This is a genomic window from Nocardiopsis sp. iso_186 (genome assembly GCF_056173365.1).
In genome coordinates this window covers 5,371,213-5,390,455 of the sequence record NZ_CM149670.1, presented here as the reverse complement: position 1 = coordinate 5,390,455, position 19,243 = coordinate 5,371,213, and the positions used below count along the sequence as shown (strand labels likewise).

Genomic DNA, 19,243 nt, shown 5'->3' with positions numbered 1-19,243 from the left:
GACAGGGGGAGGGCTCAGCTCGGTCGGCGGGGCCACGCCGACGGAGTGGGGTGCAATCGGTACCAGTGCGGGAGCGAATGCGTGGTCGGTTGCGCATCGACCCGTCTCAGTGGCCGAGTGTGTCCAGGGGCAGACCGCTGCCGCTGTTCGGCGATGTATCGGGGACCCATTGCCCTGCCTGTCGAGCACGCAGTCCTCTGGAAGCCGTTACCGGATCTCTCCTGTCGCTTCTGGGCTTCATCGACGGCAGCCTCGTCGCCTGTGACCGTCCGGCCCGCCGAGCACCTCTTCTGCTCCGTGAAGACACCGCCACCACGGCATGAAAATCCAGGTCGTGGTAGCTCTGGTCGGCATCCTGTTCTGGGGCGGAGCCCTTTACCGGATTCGTCCCCGGCCTGAGGGCCGTGAGGAACCTGTGGCTTCTACGCCGAATCCGTACCCCGGGCATGCCCGGCTTCGCTCTCCGGGTGAGCCCTCCAACGCGGTCCTGAAGTCTTGGAAGATGCTCGCGAAACCAGGTGCTGTCCTGGCCGTACAGGTTGGATCACCTGGGCTCTGCTGATTTCCGCAGCGAACCGGACCACGACGAACCTCTTCGTCGTGGTCCGGCGCAGGCCTTCAAGGGGAGACGGCTGGGCAGTCGGCGCCCATACGACTCCACATCTCCTTCTTCCCGGCTGTGCACGCTCAACCCACAACAGATAACGGTTATCATCCCCCTGTTTCGGGTGCAAAAAAGCATTAAAAGAGAATCGCTGGAAGATCTTCAAGCTTAAGATTGGCAGATGGCCCTTGCAAGTGTTTCAAAAAAACGTATTTCTCGGATGCTTGTCTGTAATATGGTCATCGGTTTGTCGGTATGGACCATCTGGCTTCTCGTCTTCGGGAACCGTTATTTCGAGGTGCTGATTGATCATTGGGTCATTGCGGTGACAATGATCCCAGGTTCCCTGGTAGGTGGTGGGACCAGTGAAGGGGGAGGCGCTGTCGCCTTTCCTGTTATGACCAAAGTCCTTTCGATGCCCCCTGAACGTGCGAGGGTATTCACATTCGCCATCCAGCCTTTAGGGATGGGGGCTGCTTCGCTTTCCATATTGATTGCCAGGGTACCGATCGAGTGGAAAACGGTTGCTCATGGATCGGCGGCGGGGGGCATCGGTATTCTTTTTGGGACAGTTTTTTTGATGCCTTACGTATCCGCGCCGATGGTTCGTTCCCTGTTCACCATGGTGATCCTTGCCCTTGCGATTTCGCTTGTCTTCCAGTTGAAGCGAAAGGGATATCGCCGGCATGAAAAGATCCCGATCTGGGGTTGGCATGAATTTCTCCTGATTGTCTCGTTCGGCTTTTTTGGTGGAGTCTTGAGCAGTGTGGTCGGAGTGGGGGTGGATTGTATTGCCTTTATGCTCATGGTCTTGTTCTTTCGAATTTCCGAGAAAGTGGCCACGCCGACCACCGTCGTCATGATGACGGTGGTCTCCATCGTTGGTTTCCTCTCCCACGTACTGATGACCGGGCAGTTCACCGGCCCTGTAGTCGAGTACTGGATCGCTGCCGTGCCGGTTGTCGTCGTGGGGGCACCGTTGGGAGCATGGATCTGCACCCTTCTCGGGCCGCTGACGATTCGGATGGTCCTCTTCGTCCTCATCGCTGTGGAAGTAGTCACCACCTTCCTCCTGGTTCCTTTTACCGTCACAATTGCTGTTGTCAGCGGACTTTTGCTGGCTCTCCTGTCTCTGATGTCACTGTTGATGGTGCGGTCCGATCGTTATGCGATGGAACCTGTCGAAGAATTAATGAGAACTGATTCGCGAATAGGTGCTGGAGGCCAAGGGCTTCAGAAAAATTCGATCCCATGAGTTTTGGCAATAAAACTGACTGTAGATGGGTGATTCTTTAATTATTTTGATTGAGGGGATCGGGGATCTTCGTGTTGATTCTGGGGGTCGGTGGAAAATTGATGGCCAAGAAGCTCCAGTATTTTCGTTTCTACGTTTTCTGCTGTTTTCCTGCTGTTGGCGGACCGGGCCCTGAACCTGGCCGCCCGCACCATCCGACCGTGCGACAAATTCACCGTTGGTGGCGGTGAAGTAGATCGAGGAAGAAAGCGGGTAATTCGGCGTCCTGGTGAACAACGCGGGAGGCGGGTTCTCTGGAGACCGCACAGTCGAACCTCCACCATGAGATATGAAGGTCCCGGGGCCGGCAACACCCTGGGTGCCGTCACGGTCACCAACGCGATGGTGTCGTTGCCGCAGTGCTCGCAATCGGGTCGGGGCAACAACCTCAACGGCATGCTGGGAGCACTTACCGCTCAGGGGGTTTCTTTCCTCATCCGTTTCCAGTCTGCACCGGCTTTAGCACATCCAAGGCCGTATGGAGCTCGCTCACCCTGATGTACACCAGGCAGTTGAGCGCAGTCCTGGTCGATTCAATGCCTGCTTTGCTGCTGATCAAATCAGAAGGTGGCTTTCATCGTGTGGCTGATGAGGGCCGCCGACCCGCGAGGGCGCCGGGAAGACCACACAGGTGCAGGGATGACCCCCGCGTGCGGGGAACAGGTCACCGCACAGGAAGCCCCCACAGGTGCGGGAATGTTCGGTGCCGAGATCTGTGTATAGCGGACGGTATGTCCACAGCCTGTGGATAACGCAACCGGCCCCGTTGACACTTGGTCTATGGCCGGGATCACGGTGGGGCGGTGGAAACGGTGCGGGGAGAGCCGCGGAAACCATGGTGCGGGGCGGGTCTCGGGCTCCCATAGGACGGGCTCCCGGCGGGCTCCCATAGGGGCCCGGAAACGACAAAGGCGCTCTTCCCGAAGAAAGAACGCCCAGGTCAAACAGTGTTTCAGCTGGTGCACTCGGAGGGACTCGAACCCCCAACCTTCTGATCTCCCGACGCCCTTTGCCGACCAGGTTCCCGCTCGTATAAACGGCCTCTGAGCTGGAAATTCTTCTCGGACGTTTCCCATGGTTCCCGGACGTCCCCCGTAGCCATGTGCAATGAATGTGCATCGGTCTGAGCGTCCGCCACGGGCCTTCGCCCAAGGTGAGCCGCGCCTTTCGACGGACCCGCGCCACCGCTTCCCCAGCCACAGTGTTCGGCAACCACGGTCTCGGGGCGTGGTGCTTGGTCGCGCTGGGGCCGTCACCACAGACAGTCAGCGTCGCGCGACCGAGTGACACGCGATCCGAGCACGTCAGTGGCCATAGGTGGCCATGGGAAAAGAAATGCGTATCACTTTTGGTGATGTCGGGACGAATGGGGCGCTGGTGTGCTGTGATCCCGCTACTGGACCGCAACACCTTCAGTAGCGGGGGTTGTGGCTCCGGACCGGGCGGCAGCCCGCAGGCGGAGCCACAACCCCCGTACTGCGACGGCGCGAAGCGCCGGAGCCTTGATCTCATAAAGCATAAATCGGCAAGGATTTTTTAGTGCTCATCAAGCGACTAGCGATTAAAAACTTTCGAAGCGTCAAAGATTTTGAAATTAGAGTCTCTCGATTTTCTTGTCTTATTGGAGAAAATAATGCTGGAAAATCTTCAGTTCTTCAAGCATTGGGGGCTTTGTTTGAAGGATCTTTGCTAAGCGAGATTGATTTTTATAACCCGGCAGAACCGATTCGAGTTGAAGTGGATCTGGATGAAATTGATGAAAATGATTTGAAAAGACTTACGGATGAACAGAGTAGAAGGATTTCAGGACTCCTAGATAGTGGGTCATTGACTCTTGCCCGCGTCTATGTGGGGCCAGGAAAAGGAAAGCTCTGGTGTGTTTCTAAGATTCCTTTTGAGGAAAAATATAAAGAAGATTTTATAGCTCTGGGATCTAAAGGAAAAAGAGGAAATGCGCTTAAAGGTTGGGTAGAGGAGAATTTTCCCGAGCTGGAAGGGAAATTCGATAGCTCTTTGAAGATTGCAGAAGTCAAAGAAGCGATTTCTGTTGTTGCAAAGAATCTTCCTGAAGAAAAGAAGTGCCTGGCCGACATTCCTCCTCCTGTTGGTTTTGAAAAAGCAATGGGACCTTTTCTCCCGGAAGTTGTTTACATCCCAGCGGTCAAAGAACTTTCGGATGAAGTTAAAACCGTGGAAAGTGCGACTTTTGGAAAGTTGATAGGAATACTTTTTGGTCAGGTTAAATCGAAACTTGGAAATGTTGCAGAAAAGCTAGAAGAAATACAAGGTTACTTGAATGTGCGAGAACTAGCCGATGGAAATCTGGTAGACGAGCGACTGGAAGAGGTGAAAAAAGTCGAGTCTGCTCTAGAGAGTAATCTACAAGAAGCTTTTCCTGAGATTAGAGTAGGGATCACAATCCCCCCACCAAACTTGAAGTCAGTTCTCTCTAACGCTCGACTCATTATTGATGACGGTGTTGCAGGGGGATTTAAAAGCAAAGGAGACGGACTTAAGAGATCTATAACTTTTGCAATTTTGCGAGCTTATGTTTCTCTAAAAGAAGAAACGGAGAGAGGGGATAAAGAAGAAGTAGAGCGCCCTTACTTGCTTCTGTTTGAAGAGCCTGAGCTTTTCCTCTACCCGAACGCCCAGAAGCAGCTTTTCGAGGCTCTTAAAGTTTTTTCTACAAAAAATCAAGTTTTTGTTACAACTCACTCGACAAGTTTCTATGAGCCTGGAGTAACTGGAGCTTTTGTCAAGTTGATTAAAGATTATTCTTTTGCCCCCCCGGCAAGTATTCCTTGGCAAATTGACCTTTCGAACATGAAAATGAAAGATCAATTTCAGATTGTTTGTCAAGAAAACAATGATATAGCTTTCTTTTCTAAAAAAGTTTTGTTGGTAGAGGGAGACACTGACAGGGTGGTGCTCCCGCATGTCGCTAAAACTCTGAATAAAGATTGGAGCTTTACGAAAAATTCAGTATCTATTGCAAGAGTTGGAGGAAAGCAAGGGATCGCTCGGTATAGAGGGTTCTTTAGCGAATTTAACGTTGAGGTCGGAGTTCTCGTAGATCTAGATGCGATTGTTGACGGGTTTCCCAAGCTTGGAGCTGGGGAGGCGGCAAAAAAGAAACACAGTGAAATGATTCAAGAACTTCACTCGGTTCTTCGGGATCTTGATGGCGGGCCGAATATACCAAAAACGGAAAAAATAAGAGAAGCAGCTAAATCTAATGATTTTAAAGCTCTGTGGGTTGAAGTTGTTGAATCATATGAAGCTTTCCAGGGCAGTGGGGGAAATTGGGGAAGTTTCCAAGAGTCGGTGGAGTCATTCTTTTCTTTTATGAAAAAAGATTCGAAGCGAGAGGTTCTTCGCTTGGCTGATTCCTGCCGACTTGGGGTGCTCAAAGCAGAGCTGATTGAAGAGTTGAGGAAAGAGAAAATATACGTACTTAATCATGGGGATATCGAGGCTTACTATCCTAGTCCAGTGGGGACTCAAAAAGTACAACACGCAATAGAATTTAAAAACGAAGTAGACACTGCAGAGAAAATCCGTAATCTACCTGTCTTTTCGGGTGGAGGTGAATGCGAATTTGATATTATTTTTCAAAGCTTTTTCGATGATTGATGCTTTTTGGTTATTTTTCGAAAACTTGAGATGCGCTCCAAGTTTTTCTGATGCTCTCAAAGTACGGAGAGGAGAATTCTGAATCTTCTATAGAGATAACTGGTGAATTTGTAGCAGGTAATCCGTAGATGTGCTGATTAACAAGAATTTTTTTGTCGGCTTGGTATATTGAGTTGTATAGTACGGTCTTATGTAAGCGAATCTCGACACCTTTCGTGTTTTTTATTTGCTGATATAAAACTAGTGCATTTTTAATTTTGTCGGCTATTGATCTACCGATTCCCTCTTCGATTCCCCGTTGTATGACCACTTGACTGTTGGGGTCGCCAAGCGCGATTCGGACCAGTACTCCTTCTTGAGCTTTGCGTTCGAATAAGCGCAAAATTTTTGTATCTTCAGCTAGAAAGAATCCGCTGTAGGCGAGTATTCCAATTTCGTGTTCAGCTGACTCAAAGTGGTCCACCCAAACTTCATGTGGGACTTCCCAGCGATGTGGATAGACAACAGGGGACTTTTGATTGCTGCTGGTGGTCAGAGATTTTTCGGGTTCTGACCAGAGTTCGGCTACGGGCACTCCCGTGAGTTCGGAGACGGCCCACTGATGTCGGGGGTAGGGCCTCTGGCCGAACAGCCAGCGGCGCACGGTCTTCGGATCTACTCCGAGGCGTGTGGCGACTTCGGTGTCTGTCAAGTGCGTGTTGGCAAGTGCCTGTCGCAGGGCCTCGTTCACGTGGGTGACCTCCGGGGCGCGGGGGCTCTGACGATAACAGAAGACGTCCCTAGACGTCCCTGAAGATGTCCGATACGGGGTACACATGTCCGCCTGATCAGGCGAGGGTTTCCGCAGATGAGAAGACCCCCGCGAGTGTCGTAAGCACTCCGGGGGCGCGGTCCCACCTTGATCGAGAGCAGGCGGAACATGCGGAACCCTATCGGGCGACCCAAGATCGGACACCTCTGGAAAGGCTCGGCCTCGCGTGCGCGACCATACGTGCCGCTTGCCTTCACCCCTGAGCCGCGGGCCTACTCGGTGCTGCCCAAAGCGGCTCTGGTTCGCCCCTACGTGTTGGACAGTGAGCAGCGTCGCTGGCGGGAGTGCGCAGACCGGACACGGTTGGGCCTCGCGGTGCTCCTGGACATGGCTCGGCCGTTGGAGTTGGCCCTATGAGCGAGGAACAGGACCCGACGCTGCGGCTGCTCAGGGTGACGTACGGGGATCGGTGGTTCATCCGCCGTACCGAGCGGCTGTGGATCGCGAGCACGCGCGACAGGGACAGCGAACACGCGCCGACCCTGATCGAGACCGATGTCGAGAAGTTCGTCGCGCAGCTGGAAGACCCGCCGGCCCGCGTGGGTCAGTCCCTTCTCTCCGAGAACGGCATCCACCTCACCGGCAAGCAGCCGCCCGGCTCCACTGGCCCTCGGCCGCTGGCCTGACCAGACCGCCGCGCGGTCGATGGCGTTCTCCTTCCCCTGTCACGGCCGCGCGGCCTTCTCCGGCACACGAGATCAAGGCAGGAACCGAAAATAGACGCACTGTCTAGACTGTATAGACGAACTGTTTGAAATCTTGTGCAGTGCTGCGATGTGACATCGAAAGGGACTGGACTGGTGAGCCCACGCTCGACCCGGTGGGGGACCTACGCGCAGATCGCGGACGCATTGCGTACGCGCATCACCGATGGCGACCTCCCCCCTGGCTCACCCCTGCCCTCCGAAGCGGCCCTTGGGCAGGAGTTCGGGGTCTCGCGCACCACGATTCGCCGGGCGCTGGCGTCACTGGAATCAGAGAAGCTGATCCGGCCCCTTCCCGGTACCGGGCGGGTCGTGTGCGACCCCGAGGACCAAGAGGGCGGCTCGACGCAACAGCCCCAGTACCGCAGGATCGCCACCGACCTACGCGTCCAGATCGCTGATGGCGTGCTCGCTCCCGGTGCAGTACTGCCCAGTGAGGCGGCCATCGTCCAGACCTACCAGGTGTCGCGGGGTACCGCGCGTCAAGCGCTCTCGGACCTGGAAGGGGCGGGGCTGATCCGCTCGGTCCACGGTAAGGGCAGGTTCGTTCGCGGGCCTGAAAACCCTTCGCGCTAGCCTGGACATGTGGGACATGTTCAGTGGGCGCGCGACCTTGCTCGGCGGCTCCTCCAAGAGCCGCTTCCCCGACGATGGGCGCACACCCAAGGGGTGGCGGAGCAGGCCCAGACGTTGGCCGGTGTGCTCGGTGACGATGCCGACCTGGTGACGGCCTCGGCCTGGCTGCACGACATCGGGTATTCACCGGCCCTGGCCCACACGGGTTTTCACCCCTTGGACGGTGCCCGCTACCTGCGTAGTGTCGAGAACGCCGACGAGCAGCTGTGCTCGCTGGTGGCCCACCACTCCGGCGCGCTCGTGGAAGCCGAAGAGCGGGGGATGCGCGGCGACCTGGCGGGCGAGTTCGGCCTCCCGCGCGCGGAGTTGTTGGAAGCGCTGACCTACTCCGACATGACCACCGGCCCCGACGGCACGCATCTTCCTGTTGAGCAGCGTCTTTCCGAGATCCTGGTGCGTTATGAGCCGGGCGACATCGTGCACCGCTCCATCACCCGGTCCTCACCCGACCTGATCAAGGCCGTGCGCTCGATCGAAGACCGTCTCACCGACGCACGCTGATTGGTCAGCCGATGTAGGGCGCGGGCCCGCCGTCGAGGTGGTGGCTGATGCGCAGGCGCATGGACCGGTCCATCCCGCACTCGGCCAACTCGGTTTTGGGAACCCATCGGACTTCGCGTGACTCGTCGCTGGTGGTGGGCTCGCCCGAGACCGGGCGGGCGAGAAGCACGATGGAGAACTCCTGTCGAGCCTCTCCGTCGCTGGTGTAGAGGATGACGTGCTTGGGGTCGCTGTAGATCCCCGATATCCCGGTGATCTCGCATTCGATCCCGGTCTCTTCCAACGTCTCTCGGATCGCGGCCTCGGGCACGGATTCGCCCAGGTCGATCGCGCCCCCGGGTACCGCCCAGTTGTCGTTGTCGCTGCGGCGGATCATCAGGATCTCGCCGTGGTCGTTGGCGACGATCACGTTCACCGAGGGAACGAGGCTGTTGGCGGCCGGGGCCTGGGGGTCGTCGTAGTAGTCGATCCGCCGTGCCATCAGGGGCCTCTCCTCAGTCCAGGGGTGCGGCTTCGTCCCACACCCGCTCGAAGCTCTCGGTGTAGGTGGTGACCATCGTCCCGCCGGCCACCTTGCGCAGGTTGAAGACCGGGGCGTTGGCCGCCGGTGCGCCGTAGACGTGCGTGTTGACCAGCAACTGGTCGTCGCCCCGGTAGATGGAGTTGTACAGGACCGTTCCGTGAAGGCGGAACTCCACTCCCTGCACCGCGCGAAGCGACTTGTAGAGCACGATGACGTTGCGGATCTTGGCGGCCATCGCGTCGTCGATGCCCTCGTCGATACCGCGCTGGGCCACCGCCGGGCTGTCGGGATCGCCCAACAGGATGCGCACCCGCACCCCGGCCCCGGCCTTCTCGGCCAGCAACCGGGCCACGCTTGCGTCCTCGGCCAGGAAGAACCCGCTGTAGACGAGGATTCCGATCTCGCGTTCGGCGGAGGAGAAAAGCCGCTTCCACTCGTCCCGGGGCACACTCCACCGGTTGGGGTAGAGGGCGACGATCTCGCTCTCGGACGCGGCCGTGCTCTGCTCCCGCGTCAACGCCTCGGGCCACAGATACGTCTCGTCCACCCCCAGACGCGCGGCGACCGAATAGCGGTGGCGGCGGTAGGGCGTGCGGCCGAGACTGATCCACCGCTCGACGCTCTTGGTGTCCACGCCGATGGACTCGGCGAGGCTGGCCGGTGTCAGTCCCCGTTCGAGTAGGGCGGCGCGCAGCCTCTCGTTTGGCATGAACTCCGTGTTCGCAGGACTTCTAAGGACGCGCTCACATTATCGAGACGTCCCGAACACGTCCAGCCATGTAGTGATCGCGTCCCGTCCTCATGGCCGATGCTCTAAGTGTCCGAAGAACCCAAGACTCCCACCTCCGGCAGGAGGACCGGAGCAGGGTTCACCGACCGAGCGCTGAGGGGTAACCACTGACACCACAGTTCGATACATGCTATACATGTATCGATATTTGCGGGGTGCAGCTCAACGCGGGTGCCGCGTGCCATCCCGACCAGGAAACAGACGAGAAGGAGTGCTGACTGATGGCGATTCAGGGTGCGTTGCCGGTGGAGTTCGGTGTGGTCTTCCCCCATGGTGCCTACGCGCTTGGGGTGGAGGCGATCACGGACTTCGAGACGAAGAAGCCCCAGACCGACAAGGACAACGGGTTGCCGTTGTGGGCGGTGGATGTGATCGACGCCGATCCCAACGCGCGGGGCAAGGCCAAGAGTGTGAAGGTCAAGGTCGCCGCCGAGCACTGCCCGACCCTGCCCGACGAGGTCCCCGGATTGCCGTTTCGGCCCATTGAGTTCGAGGCGATGGCCGTCATGCCCTACGTCGATGACTCCGGGCGTCGTCCCCGGGTGGCCTACTCCCTGCGTGCTCGCGGGGTGAAAACCCCCGGCACCGGTAACCGTCGTTCCCCGGCGGCTCCCGCCGCGAAGGACGCCGCGTAAGTACTTGCTGGTGGGGCGGCCTGATGTTGACGCATCAGACCGCCCCCGAACAACCCTCTCCGGTTGCCACTGATGACGAGTCCATGAACACCAGAAGAGGTGCCTACAGGCTATGACGTCCCCCCAACACCCGCGCCCGGTCACTGCCCGCGACATCGCCGCGTTCCTGGCCGAGGTGCAGACCCGCGCCGCTCGAACCGACCTCACCCCCACCGACAACCTCGCGTTCTTCCAACGCAAAGCCGACCTGATGGACCGCATCGCGGAAGAGTCGCCCGACCCCGACGCCCTGCGCGTCGCTGCCAACGCACGCGCCCAACTCGCCGCTGCACGCGCCCAGGTGGACGGGGAGGGGTTCTGATGCTGTCCAACAAGCCCGGAACCCATCAGGTCACGTTGACCGCTCCCGTTCCCGCCCACGCCTTCCGCTTCTCCACCCCGGTCGTCGAAACCCCTGGAATCCTGATCATCGGCCGGTGGATCGGGCGCATCGTCGCCTTCCTCGCCCGCCTGCCCTTCCGTTTCCCCGTGGCTGTGGGGACCGTGACGGTCTCGGGGCTGGTCGGCTACTTCCTGGGCTGGGGAGCCTTGGCCGCCCTGTGGTCGGTGGTTGACATCGGGTTGTTGGTGTGGTGGCGGCGCTGGCCCCAGACGTTCCGGACCCACATCGGTTTGCGGGTCATCGCGGCGTGGCGGTGGGTGTGGGTCTACCGGCGCCACTGGCAACCCGTCCTGGTCGTCGCCGGGTTGGCCGAGACCTACGCCGAACGCCAATACCTGCCCCGGATTCGCCGGGTCACCTGCTCGCAGTGGTCCGACCGGGTCCGGGTCAGGTTGGTAGCCGGCACCACTCCGGCGCATTTTGAGGAGCGTGTGACCGAGCTGGCCCACGGATTCGGCGCACCCTCCTGCCGCGTCACCACCCTTGGCGCACGCGACATCGTGTTGGAGTTCCCCCGACGCGACACCCTCGCCAACCCCATCAACGCCTTACCGATCCCCGACGTCGCGGACCTGGACGCTCTCCCGGTGGGTCAACGTGAGGACGGCACCCCGTGGCTGCTCAAACTCCACGGAACCCACGTCCTGGTAGTCGGGGTGACGGGGGCGGGCAAGGGCTCGGTGATCTGGTCGGCGATTCGCGCCATGCTCCCCGCCCTGCAAGACGGCACGGCGCAGGTGTGGGCGATCGACCCCAAACGCATGGAACTGTCCTACGGCCGCGCTCTCTTCGCCCGCTACGCCGACACCGGCGAAACCGCGGTGACCCTCCTCGAAACAGCGGTCACCGACATGCAGGAACGGGCCGAGCGCTACGCGGGCAAACAGCGCTCACATACCCCGACGGTGGCTGACCCGTTCGTGGTCGTGGTCCTGGACGAAGTCGCGTTCCTGACGGCCTACCACCCTGATCGCGACGTGCGCCGACGCGCGGAGAACGCCATCGCCACCCTCACCTCCCAAGGCCGCTCGGTCGGCTTCACGGTCCTGGCCGCGTTGCAGGACCCCCGTAAAGAGGTGATGAACCTGCGCAACCTCTTCCCCGACAAGATCGCCCTACGACTCGACGAAGCGACCCAGGTGGACATGGTCCTCGGAGAAGGCGCACGGGATCGCGGAGCCAACGCCCATCTCATCGACCCCGACCTACCCGGCGTGGCGTTCGTCCGCCTAGAAGGCTCACCCGTGCCGGTGCGCGTGCGCGCGGCCTACGTCTCCGACGAGGACATCACCGCCATGACCGACGACTACGGCTCTTGCGAGGCGGTGGAACCGTGCTGACGTTGGCGATACAGCCTCACCAGCAAGAACACGAGGAACCCCGATATGAGCAGCGCCGACAGCGCGCAGAACACCAGAAGCCCGGTGTGCTGTTGCACGTAGGCCACCAGCATCCCGGCCAGAGCTCCCACCAGGCTGAAGACAGGGCTGATCAGGTACACCCCCCGAATGCCTCCCCGCGTCCCATCACCGATGGTCCTCACCTGTGCCTCTCACCCTCTGGATCGGGGGTGCTTTGATGCCGACTCCGACCGGTAAATCCACCCGCGCCGAACGTATGGCCCAACCCCTGGCGCGGGAAGTGGCCGAACAGATCGCCGCCGACAAAGGCGTGTGCATCCGCCCCGTCTCCCTGCGTCGTACCGCCCTGGACACCGGGCAAACCAGCATCGTCGATGTCCCCTGCGGGGCGACCTTGGAATCCCGGTGCCCGGCGTGTGCGAAGAGAAAACGCTCGATCCGGCGCACCCAGTGCGAAGAGGGCTGGCACCTCACAAATGAACCGGTCATTACCCCCGACGACCCCACGCACACCCAACGGGAATGGGTGGCCAAGAGGGCGATGGTCACCGCTGAGCGTGACGCGCTGGCCGCGACCGGACACGCCACCCCTGAAGACCTCGCGGCCTTGGATGCGGCGATCGCGGACCTGGACACCGAGATCACCGCCTCCGGCCTGCGCGGCAAAGCCGGATCCGCTACGGACGCTCCCACCAAAGCGCGCCGCACCCGCTCCACCCGACGCCGACAAGACGCTCCGGATCTTCCCAAACGGCCCATGACCAAAAGGACCGTGGGACAGACCTTCACCGATCCCGAATCGGGTGCGACCTTCCGGCCCTCACTGTTCATCACCCTGACCTGCGACACCTACGGCCGCGTGCGCTCCGATGGAACCCCGGTCGATTTCTCGACCTATGACTACCGACGCGCGGCCCGCGACGCGCTGCACTTCTCCAAACTCATCGACCGCTTCGTCCAAAACCTGCGCCGCGTCGTGGGCTACGACGTCCAGTACTTCGCGGCGGTAGAACCCCAGCGGCGGTTGGCTCCGCACCTGCACATGGCCACCCGGGGAACGATCCCCCGTAGTGAGTTGAAGCAGATCGCTGCGGCCACCTATCACCAGGTGTGGTGGCCCACCGCCGACGAGGTGGTCTACGCGGGCGATGGCCTGCCTGTTTGGGACGAGGACACCGGACGCTATGTTGACACCTCCACAGGTGAACTTGTCCCCACCTGGGACGAGGCCCTGGACTCCCTCGACGCCGACGAGGACGCCCAACCCATGCACGTGGTGCGCTTCGGACCCCAAATCGACGCCAAAGGCGTCCTGGCGGGTTCGGCCGACGCTGACCGGTGCGTGCGCTACCTCGCCAAGTACCTCACCAAGGACATCGCGGGATGCCATGCGATCGAGACCGACCGACAGGAACAGCACGTTGACCGCCTCGTCCACGCGCTGCGCTTCGAACCGTGCTCACCCCGCTGCGCCAACTGGCTTCGCTACGGGGTGCAGCCCAAGGACGCCAAAGCCGGAATGCGACCGGGCTACTGCTCCTCCAAGGCCCACAAACGCGAATACCTGGGATATGCCGGGCGCCGGGTCCTGGTCTCGCGCAAGTGGTCGGGAAAGACCCTGGCCGACCACAAGGCCGACCGCCTCGCCTGGGTCCTGGACACCCTCGGCATCGACCCCGACACCGACCCCGACGACAACACCGACACACCGATCCGGCTCGCCCGAACCGACAACAACACCATGTGGGAACTGGCCCGACCCACCGACCCCGACGTCCCACCCCGCGAACACCGCCTATTGCGGGCCGTCGGGGAGTCCCTGAAACGCCGCGCCCAACTCGACCAAGCGAGACAAGCCAACGACCTTTCGGCAACCGCAGAGACGAGGGTGGCATGAGTACGACGACGGTGACTGTGGAGCCTTCCGGGCCCCGGACCGCTCCCGTCCTGTGGTCGGTCAAGGACACCGCCGCCTACCTGCGGGTGCCCGCGAAGACCCTCTATGAGTGGCGCTACAAGAACGACGGTCCGCCCTCGCACCGGGTCGGCCGCTACGTGCGCTACGTCCCCTCCGAGGTCCACGACTGGGTGCTCACCCGCTGACCCCTCAACGGAAAGGAAGTCTGATGGCTCGCGCGTGGATCTACGACCGGACCAAGGACAAGAGCTATACCGCGTCGGTGAAGAAGGCCAAGGCCGCCAAGCGCACACCCCCGGGGCGCTGGATGGTCCGGTACTACGACCCTGCCGGCCGGATCAAGAGCGGCGGGACGTTCCAGAAGAAGCCCGACGCCGAGAAGCGGCAGACGGAGATCGAGAACAGCCTCCACGAGGGCAGTTACCGCAACCCCCATGACGGCAAGGTCACCGTGGGGGAGATGGCCGAGAAGTGGCTGAGTGCCCGCACCGACATCAAGCGCTCGACCTGGTGGAAGTACCGGGCGCTCCTGGACAGCCACGTTCTTCCCCGCTGGGGTGCCCTGCCGTTGACGGCCGTGTACTCCGAGGACATCGCGGTGTGGGTGGCCCTGCTTCAGAAGCCGCGCCACGAGGGCGGGGCCAACCTGGGCGCATCCCAGACGCGCGGGGCGGTCACCGTCCTCTCGATGGTGCTGGGGTGGTGCGTCCCCCGGCGCATCCCCTTCAACCCGGCCAAGGGGATGCCGCTGCCCAAGTCGAGTGAGGCCGAACACGTCTACCTCGACCACGTCCAGGTGGAAGCGCTCGCCAACGCCGCCGCGTCGCTGCGTACGAGCTACGACCAGGTGTCGGCCTCGGCGCACAACAACCGGGCGCTCGTCCTGCTGCTGGCCTACACGGGGCTGCGCTGGAACGAGGCCGCCGCGCTGCGGGTGGGCCGGGTGGACCTGGACCGCAAGCGCATCCGGGTCGTGACGACCTTCGCCGAGGTAGAGGGTGAGCTGATCGAACAGCCACCCAAGACGGGCAAGTTCCGCACGGTGCCCGTCCCCACCTCGCTCGTTCCGGAGCTGCGGCCCTTCGTGCAGGGGCGGGGTGCCGACGGTCTGGTGTTCACCACTCGGCGGGGTACGCCGCTGCGGCTGCGCAACTGGCGCAACCGGGAGTTCGGCAAGGCGGTGAAGGCCGCCGGGCTGGATGAGATGGGGCTCACCCCGCACAAGCTGCGGCACACGGCCGCGTCGTTGGCGATCGCCGCCGGGGCCGACGTGAAGGTGGTTCAGGCGATGCTCGGCCACGCCACCGCGACCATGACCCTGGACCGCTACGGGCACCTCTTCCCCGACCGCCTGGACGAGGTGGCCGACGCGATGGACATCGCCCGGCTGCGCGCGCTCACCGCGTGAGGGAACCGGGCCGTGTGCACTGAATGTGCACCGCAGTGCTTCGGGGGAGGTTCCAGCGGGCATGAAAAAACCGCCGGTCTTGCGCGAATGCGCAGGTCCGGCGGTTTCTTTGCTGTTTTCAGCTGGTGCACTCGGAGGGACTCGAACCCCCAACCTTCTGATCCGTAGTCAGATGCTCTATCCGTTGAGCTACGAGTGCGTGTCTTCAATTGTGTCGGTTGGTGTGCCTTCCGACGTGAAAAACTCTAGCACAGCGTGGGTGCAGCCCCGGACTGGTTTGACCGGGGCCGGGTAGCCCCGCCGCGCTCTCGGACTCCGAGCGCCGCGCTCCTGTTAGCGGACGCCCACGGCGGGAAGTCGTCTCCTTACGGGGTTGACCCGGCCAGAGGCGGGTCGCAGCCGTCGAAGTGGGAGTGAGGAACCGGATATGACCATGACAGAGCGTGCCGCCCGACTCATCGACAGCGCCGCCAAGCAGTTGTTCGTCGGGGGGGAGTGGCGGGGCGCGGCCTCGGGGGAGGTCTTCGCGGTCGAGGACCCCTCGACCGGAAAACCGTTGTGCGAGGTCGCCGACGCCTCCTCCGACGATGCCCGTGCCGCCCTCGACGCGGCGGTCGCGACCCAGCCCGTCTGGGGCAAGTATCCGCCCAGGGAACGCGGCGAGATCCTGCGGTCCGCCTACGAGCTGATGCTGAAACGCCAGGACGACCTCGCCCTTCTCATGACACTGGAGATGGGCAAGTCGCTCAACGAGGCCAAGGGCGAGATCGCCTACGCCGCCGAGTTCTTCCGCTGGTTCGCGGAGGAGGCCGTGCGGATCGAGGGCAGCTACTCCCTCTCACCCGACGGAAAGGCCCGCTTCCTGGTGATGCGCCAACCGGTCGGGCCCACCATGCTCATCACCCCGTGGAACTTCCCCATGGCCATGGGGACCCGCAAGATCGGCCCCGCGATCGCCGCCGGGTGCACCATGATCCTCAAGCCCGCCCAGCAGACACCGCTGTCCGCGCTGGCACTCGCCGGCATCCTCGCCGAGGCCGGTCTTCCCGAGGGCGTGCTCAGCGTCCTGCCGACCACCAGCGCCGGTGCGCTGACCGAACCGCTGCTACGCGGCGGCCAGATCCGCAAACTCTCCTTCACCGGCTCCACCGGAGTCGGGCGTTCGCTCCTGGAGCAGAGCGCCCAACAGGTCCTGCGGACCTCCATGGAACTGGGCGGCAACGCGCCCTTCGTCGTCTTCGACGACGCTGACCTCGATGCCGCGGTGGACGGTGCGATGCAGGCCAAGATGCGCAACATCGGCGAGGCGTGCACGTCCGCGAACCGCTTCTACGTCCAGTCCGGGGTGGCAGCGGAGTTCGCGCGCCGGCTCACCGAACGGATGGCGGCCCTCACCGTGGGCCCGGGAGTCGAGGAGGGGGTGGACGTCGGTCCGCTCATCGACGACAAGGCGCGGCAGAAGGTCCAGAGCCTGGTGGACGACGCCGTCAGTCGTGGGGCGCGGGTGCTTCTGGGCGGCAGCGCTGGGGAAGGGGCCGGGTACTTCTACCAGCCCACGGTCCTCACCGACGTCCCCAAGGACAGCGAGCTCTCCACCACCGAGATCTTCGGTCCGGTGGCCCCCGTTATTTCCTTCGAGACCGAGGCCGAGGTGATCGAGGCCGCCAACGACACCGAGTTCGGGTTGGTCGCCTACCTCTACACCCGGGATCTCGCCCGCGCCTTCCGGGTCAGTGAGGCGTTGGAGAGCGGGATGATCGGCCTCAACCAGGGGATCGTGTCCAACCCGGCAGCCCCCTTCGGCGGGGTCAAGCAGTCGGGGCTGGGACGTGAGGGCGGACGAGTGGGAATCGACGAATACCTGGAGACCAAGTACGTGGGGGTCGGCGGTATCTGAGCCGAGGACACGAAGGTTGGTCTTCCTGGGGAAACGCGAACGGTCCCGCCCGGCTTTCGCCCGGCGGGACCGTTCACTGACAGGACGGCACGGCGGTCGCCTCACGGCGGATTGCACAACGCGGCTCCGAAGACCGTCCGGGCGACCACCGGAGTGGACGCCGGACGCGGTATTCCGCGAAGGCTGTTAATTGGAGCCCGGGGGACACTTTCTACCGCGCCGACCCGTACCCTGCACAACGGGTACATGATCCCCGGAATTCCCCGGGCTCAATCTTTTTTGGCCCCCTTGCCGGCAGTGGGCGCTGTCCTGCGCGGACCGTCGGGAAAGAGGCACGGCGGGCGTTGCGCCCGAGATCCTCCACCCGGCCCAGGGCGACGGCCGCCGCTCGATCCGCAGCCGGGGCCGGCCCTGGTACTCGGGCGTGCTGTAGCGGCCCGGCGTGCCCCGGGTGATGATCGACGACGCCAACGCGACGTCGTGCTAGCGGGGGCACCGTCAGCGAGCGGGTGTTGAACGGTGCCGCCGCGCGGATCCAGTACCGGCGTCTGCCGAAAGCCGCTCCAGCCGCGGAGCGGGACGCGGGAGGAGAAACACGAATGCGCGTGGACCGGGTCCCGGTCGCCCCGGGTATGCCAAGAGCCTCGGGGGGAGGGCGCGGCTGCCTCACCGGTGGCGGTCTGCCCGGAGTGCTCCGGTTACCGGGTCGCTGACCACCCGATCGTTCTCCTCGGTGTCGGTGTCGGTGTCGATGTCGGTGGTGAGCGGGGATGGATCAGGAGCCCCTGCTGGACCGGGACGCGCTCCACGGCGAGGGGCTCGGTCCGCGGACCGGGGCGGCGGAGCCGTGGAGGGCGTCGCAATCCGAATCGTTACTCAAGGTGGGGGATTTTCCACGGAGTGTGCCACGAGCGAGCTGGGTCGGGTGCCCCCTGCTCGGTTCGGGCGGCGCGGTACGTTGCCGTCGCGGAATTTTTCGCGGATCTGGATCATCCTTCGAAAAGGGTATTCGGATTTCATTGGTATCCGGTGTGAGGTTCGGTGGCCGGGGGCGGGGATTCTTCGATTGATGGCCCTCTGGCCTGCGGTTTTGTGTCGCTGTGCGTATATCTCCTGATTGCTTCGCATCGTTTTGTGAAGTGGGTTCGCGTACTCCTGGACGATCTGGGGAGTCGAGGGTCTGTGTGCTTCTCGTCGTCTCTTTCGATCGGTGGGTGAAAATTGTTCATTTTCTTGTGGGAAAAGCGGTTTCCCGGAGTGGCCGGCCTGCTGGGCGGATGTCTGTTTCAGGACCTTCGTCCCCGGCCAATTGAGTCATTCGGCGTGGTCCCCGCCGGAGCGGAGCGTTACGGTCGAGAGGGGAGACTTCGGCAGCGAAACGGTGGAGGCTAGCGATGTCCAGGGCGGCCACGCCTGATCCGATCAAGGTGTTCTTGGTCAACGACCACGAAGTCGTGCGACGGGGGGTCGCCGCACTGCTGGAGGGCGAAGGCGACATGCGCGTCGTCGGAGAGGCCGGCACCGCCGAACAGGCGATGAGTCGGGTTCCGGCGGTTCGTCCCCACGTCGCCGTACTCGATGTCCGGCTCCCCGACGGTTCGGGGGTCGGAGTCTGCCGCGACATCCGATCAGGCCACCCCGAGATCGCCTGCCTGATGCTCACCTCGTTCGCCGACGACGAGGCATTGTTCGACGCGGTGATGGCCGGCGCGGCCGGATACGTCCTCAAACAGATCCACGGAGCCGACCTGGTCGGCGCGGTCCGCACCGTCGCCTCCGGAGGCTCGCTGCTGGATCCCAAGAGCACGGGAAGAATGCTCGACCGGCTCCGCGGCCGCGGAGGGAAGACCGACCCGCTGGCGGTGCTCACCCCGCAGGAACGCCAGATCCTCGACCTCATCGGTGAGGGGTTGACCAACCGCCAGATCGGCGATCGCCTCTACTTGGCGGAGAAGACGGTCAAGAACTACGTGTCGAGCCTGCTCGCCAAGCTCGACCTCAAGCGCAGGACGCAGGCGGCGGTCCTCGTCGCCCAGTTGCGCGGCAAGGGGAACTGATCCTCGCCAGTGGGCGGCCGGACCGC

The 19,243-nt window shown here is 62.0% G+C and carries 18 protein-coding genes and 1 tRNA gene; 14 read left to right on the top strand and 5 right to left on the bottom strand.

Annotated features, from left to right (window positions below; all coding sequences use genetic code 11):
* The first annotated feature begins 785 nt into the window (after nt 1-785).
* Both AC0VYP_RS23560 and AC0VYP_RS23555 read left to right on the top strand, forming a co-directional pair.
* Nucleotides 786-1,859, top strand: a complete 1,074-nt coding sequence (locus AC0VYP_RS23560) for a sulfite exporter TauE/SafE family protein (RefSeq protein ID WP_475471895.1) — start codon at nt 786-788, stop codon at nt 1,857-1,859.
* 1,578 nt (nt 1,860-3,437) lie between these two features.
* Complete coding sequence (locus tag AC0VYP_RS23555; RefSeq protein ID WP_475471893.1) at nt 3,438-5,534, top strand: ATP-dependent nuclease; 2,097 nt, start codon at nt 3,438-3,440, stop codon at nt 5,532-5,534.
* Nucleotides 5,535-5,544: 10 nt separating this feature from the next.
* On the opposite strand, the gene AC0VYP_RS23550 is transcribed toward AC0VYP_RS23555, so the two are convergent.
* On the bottom strand, nt 5,545-6,264 hold the full coding sequence (locus AC0VYP_RS23550) for a helix-turn-helix domain-containing protein (RefSeq protein WP_475471891.1): 720 nt from the start codon (nt 6,262-6,264) through the stop codon (nt 5,545-5,547).
* A gap of 189 nt (nt 6,265-6,453) precedes the next feature.
* Here AC0VYP_RS23550 and AC0VYP_RS23545 point away from each other — a divergent pair, with 189 nt between their 5' ends.
* From AC0VYP_RS23545 to AC0VYP_RS23530, 4 genes are all read left to right on the top strand, one after another.
* Nucleotides 6,454-6,702 carry a hypothetical protein gene (locus AC0VYP_RS23545; protein WP_475471889.1) on the top strand — a complete coding sequence of 83 codons (249 nt, stop codon included), beginning with the start codon at nt 6,454-6,456 and terminating at the stop codon, nt 6,700-6,702.
* On the top strand, nt 6,699-6,971 hold the full coding sequence (locus AC0VYP_RS23540; protein ID WP_475471887.1) for a hypothetical protein: 273 nt from the start codon (nt 6,699-6,701) through the stop codon (nt 6,969-6,971). The genes AC0VYP_RS23545 and AC0VYP_RS23540 overlap by 4 nt, the downstream gene beginning before the upstream one ends.
* Nucleotides 6,972-7,145: 174 nt before the next feature.
* Nucleotides 7,146-7,625, top strand: a complete 480-nt coding sequence (locus AC0VYP_RS23535; RefSeq protein ID WP_475471885.1) for a GntR family transcriptional regulator — start codon at nt 7,146-7,148, stop codon at nt 7,623-7,625.
* A gap of 9 nt (nt 7,626-7,634) precedes the next feature.
* The gene (locus AC0VYP_RS23530; protein WP_475471884.1) at nt 7,635-8,186 is read left to right on the top strand and encodes an HD domain-containing protein; all 552 of its coding nucleotides are present in this window, start codon (nt 7,635-7,637) and stop codon (nt 8,184-8,186) included.
* Nucleotides 8,187-8,190: 4 nt separating this feature from the next.
* Here AC0VYP_RS23530 and AC0VYP_RS23525 read toward each other — a convergent pair whose 3' ends face one another.
* Complete coding sequence (locus tag AC0VYP_RS23525) at nt 8,191-8,667, bottom strand: NUDIX domain-containing protein (protein WP_475471883.1); 477 nt, start codon at nt 8,665-8,667, stop codon at nt 8,191-8,193.
* 13 nt (nt 8,668-8,680) lie between these two features.
* On the bottom strand, nt 8,681-9,418 hold the full coding sequence (locus AC0VYP_RS23520) for an XRE family transcriptional regulator (RefSeq protein ID WP_285758115.1): 738 nt from the start codon (nt 9,416-9,418) through the stop codon (nt 8,681-8,683).
* Nucleotides 9,419-9,720: 302 nt separating this feature from the next.
* Between AC0VYP_RS23520 and AC0VYP_RS23515 the strand changes: the two genes are divergently transcribed.
* The 3 genes from AC0VYP_RS23515 to AC0VYP_RS23505 all read left to right on the top strand — a co-directional run bounded on the left by AC0VYP_RS23515 (nt 9,721) and on the right by AC0VYP_RS23505 (nt 11,916).
* Nucleotides 9,721-10,134: a plasmid replication, integration and excision activator gene (locus tag AC0VYP_RS23515; protein ID WP_475471882.1), complete on the top strand. Its 414-nt coding sequence runs from the start codon at nt 9,721-9,723 to the stop codon at nt 10,132-10,134.
* Nucleotides 10,135-10,246: 112 nt separating this feature from the next.
* The gene (locus tag AC0VYP_RS23510; RefSeq protein ID WP_475471880.1) at nt 10,247-10,495 is read left to right on the top strand and encodes a hypothetical protein; all 249 of its coding nucleotides are present in this window, start codon (nt 10,247-10,249) and stop codon (nt 10,493-10,495) included.
* Nucleotides 10,495-11,916, top strand: coding sequence for a cell division protein FtsK (locus AC0VYP_RS23505; RefSeq protein WP_475471878.1), 1,422 nt, complete (start codon nt 10,495-10,497; stop codon nt 11,914-11,916). The genes AC0VYP_RS23510 and AC0VYP_RS23505 overlap by 1 nt, the downstream gene beginning before the upstream one ends.
* On the opposite strand, the gene AC0VYP_RS23500 is transcribed toward AC0VYP_RS23505, so the two are convergent.
* Nucleotides 11,883-12,119, bottom strand: coding sequence for a hypothetical protein (locus tag AC0VYP_RS23500; RefSeq protein WP_475471877.1), 237 nt, complete (start codon nt 12,117-12,119; stop codon nt 11,883-11,885). The genes AC0VYP_RS23505 and AC0VYP_RS23500 overlap by 34 nt on opposite strands.
* Nucleotides 12,120-12,154: 35 nt before the next feature.
* Between AC0VYP_RS23500 and AC0VYP_RS23495 the strand changes: the two genes are divergently transcribed.
* The 3 genes from AC0VYP_RS23495 to AC0VYP_RS23485 are packed head-to-tail and all read left to right on the top strand — an operon-like array spanning nt 12,155 to nt 15,263.
* Nucleotides 12,155-13,834: a replication initiator gene (locus tag AC0VYP_RS23495; protein WP_475471876.1), complete on the top strand. Its 1,680-nt coding sequence runs from the start codon at nt 12,155-12,157 to the stop codon at nt 13,832-13,834.
* A complete protein-coding gene (locus AC0VYP_RS23490; RefSeq protein WP_475471875.1) occupies nt 13,831-14,040 on the top strand; it encodes a helix-turn-helix transcriptional regulator in 210 nt (69 codons plus the stop codon). Before AC0VYP_RS23495 ends, AC0VYP_RS23490 begins: the two co-directional genes overlap by 4 nt.
* 23 nt (nt 14,041-14,063) lie before the next feature.
* Complete coding sequence (locus AC0VYP_RS23485) at nt 14,064-15,263, top strand: tyrosine-type recombinase/integrase (RefSeq protein WP_475471874.1); 1,200 nt, start codon at nt 14,064-14,066, stop codon at nt 15,261-15,263.
* A gap of 123 nt (nt 15,264-15,386) precedes the next feature.
* On the opposite strand, the gene AC0VYP_RS23480 is transcribed toward AC0VYP_RS23485, so the two are convergent.
* A tRNA-Arg gene (locus AC0VYP_RS23480) sits at nt 15,387-15,462 on the bottom strand.
* A 228-nt stretch (nt 15,463-15,690) separates the two neighbouring features.
* Here AC0VYP_RS23480 and AC0VYP_RS23475 point away from each other — a divergent pair.
* Both AC0VYP_RS23475 and AC0VYP_RS23470 read left to right on the top strand, forming a co-directional pair.
* Complete coding sequence (locus AC0VYP_RS23475; RefSeq protein WP_475471872.1) at nt 15,691-17,160, top strand: NAD-dependent succinate-semialdehyde dehydrogenase; 1,470 nt, start codon at nt 15,691-15,693, stop codon at nt 17,158-17,160.
* 1,394 nt (nt 17,161-18,554) lie between these two features.
* The gene (locus tag AC0VYP_RS23470) at nt 18,555-19,217 is read left to right on the top strand and encodes a response regulator (RefSeq protein ID WP_475471871.1); all 663 of its coding nucleotides are present in this window, start codon (nt 18,555-18,557) and stop codon (nt 19,215-19,217) included.
* Nucleotides 19,218-19,243: the final 26 nt, after the last annotated feature.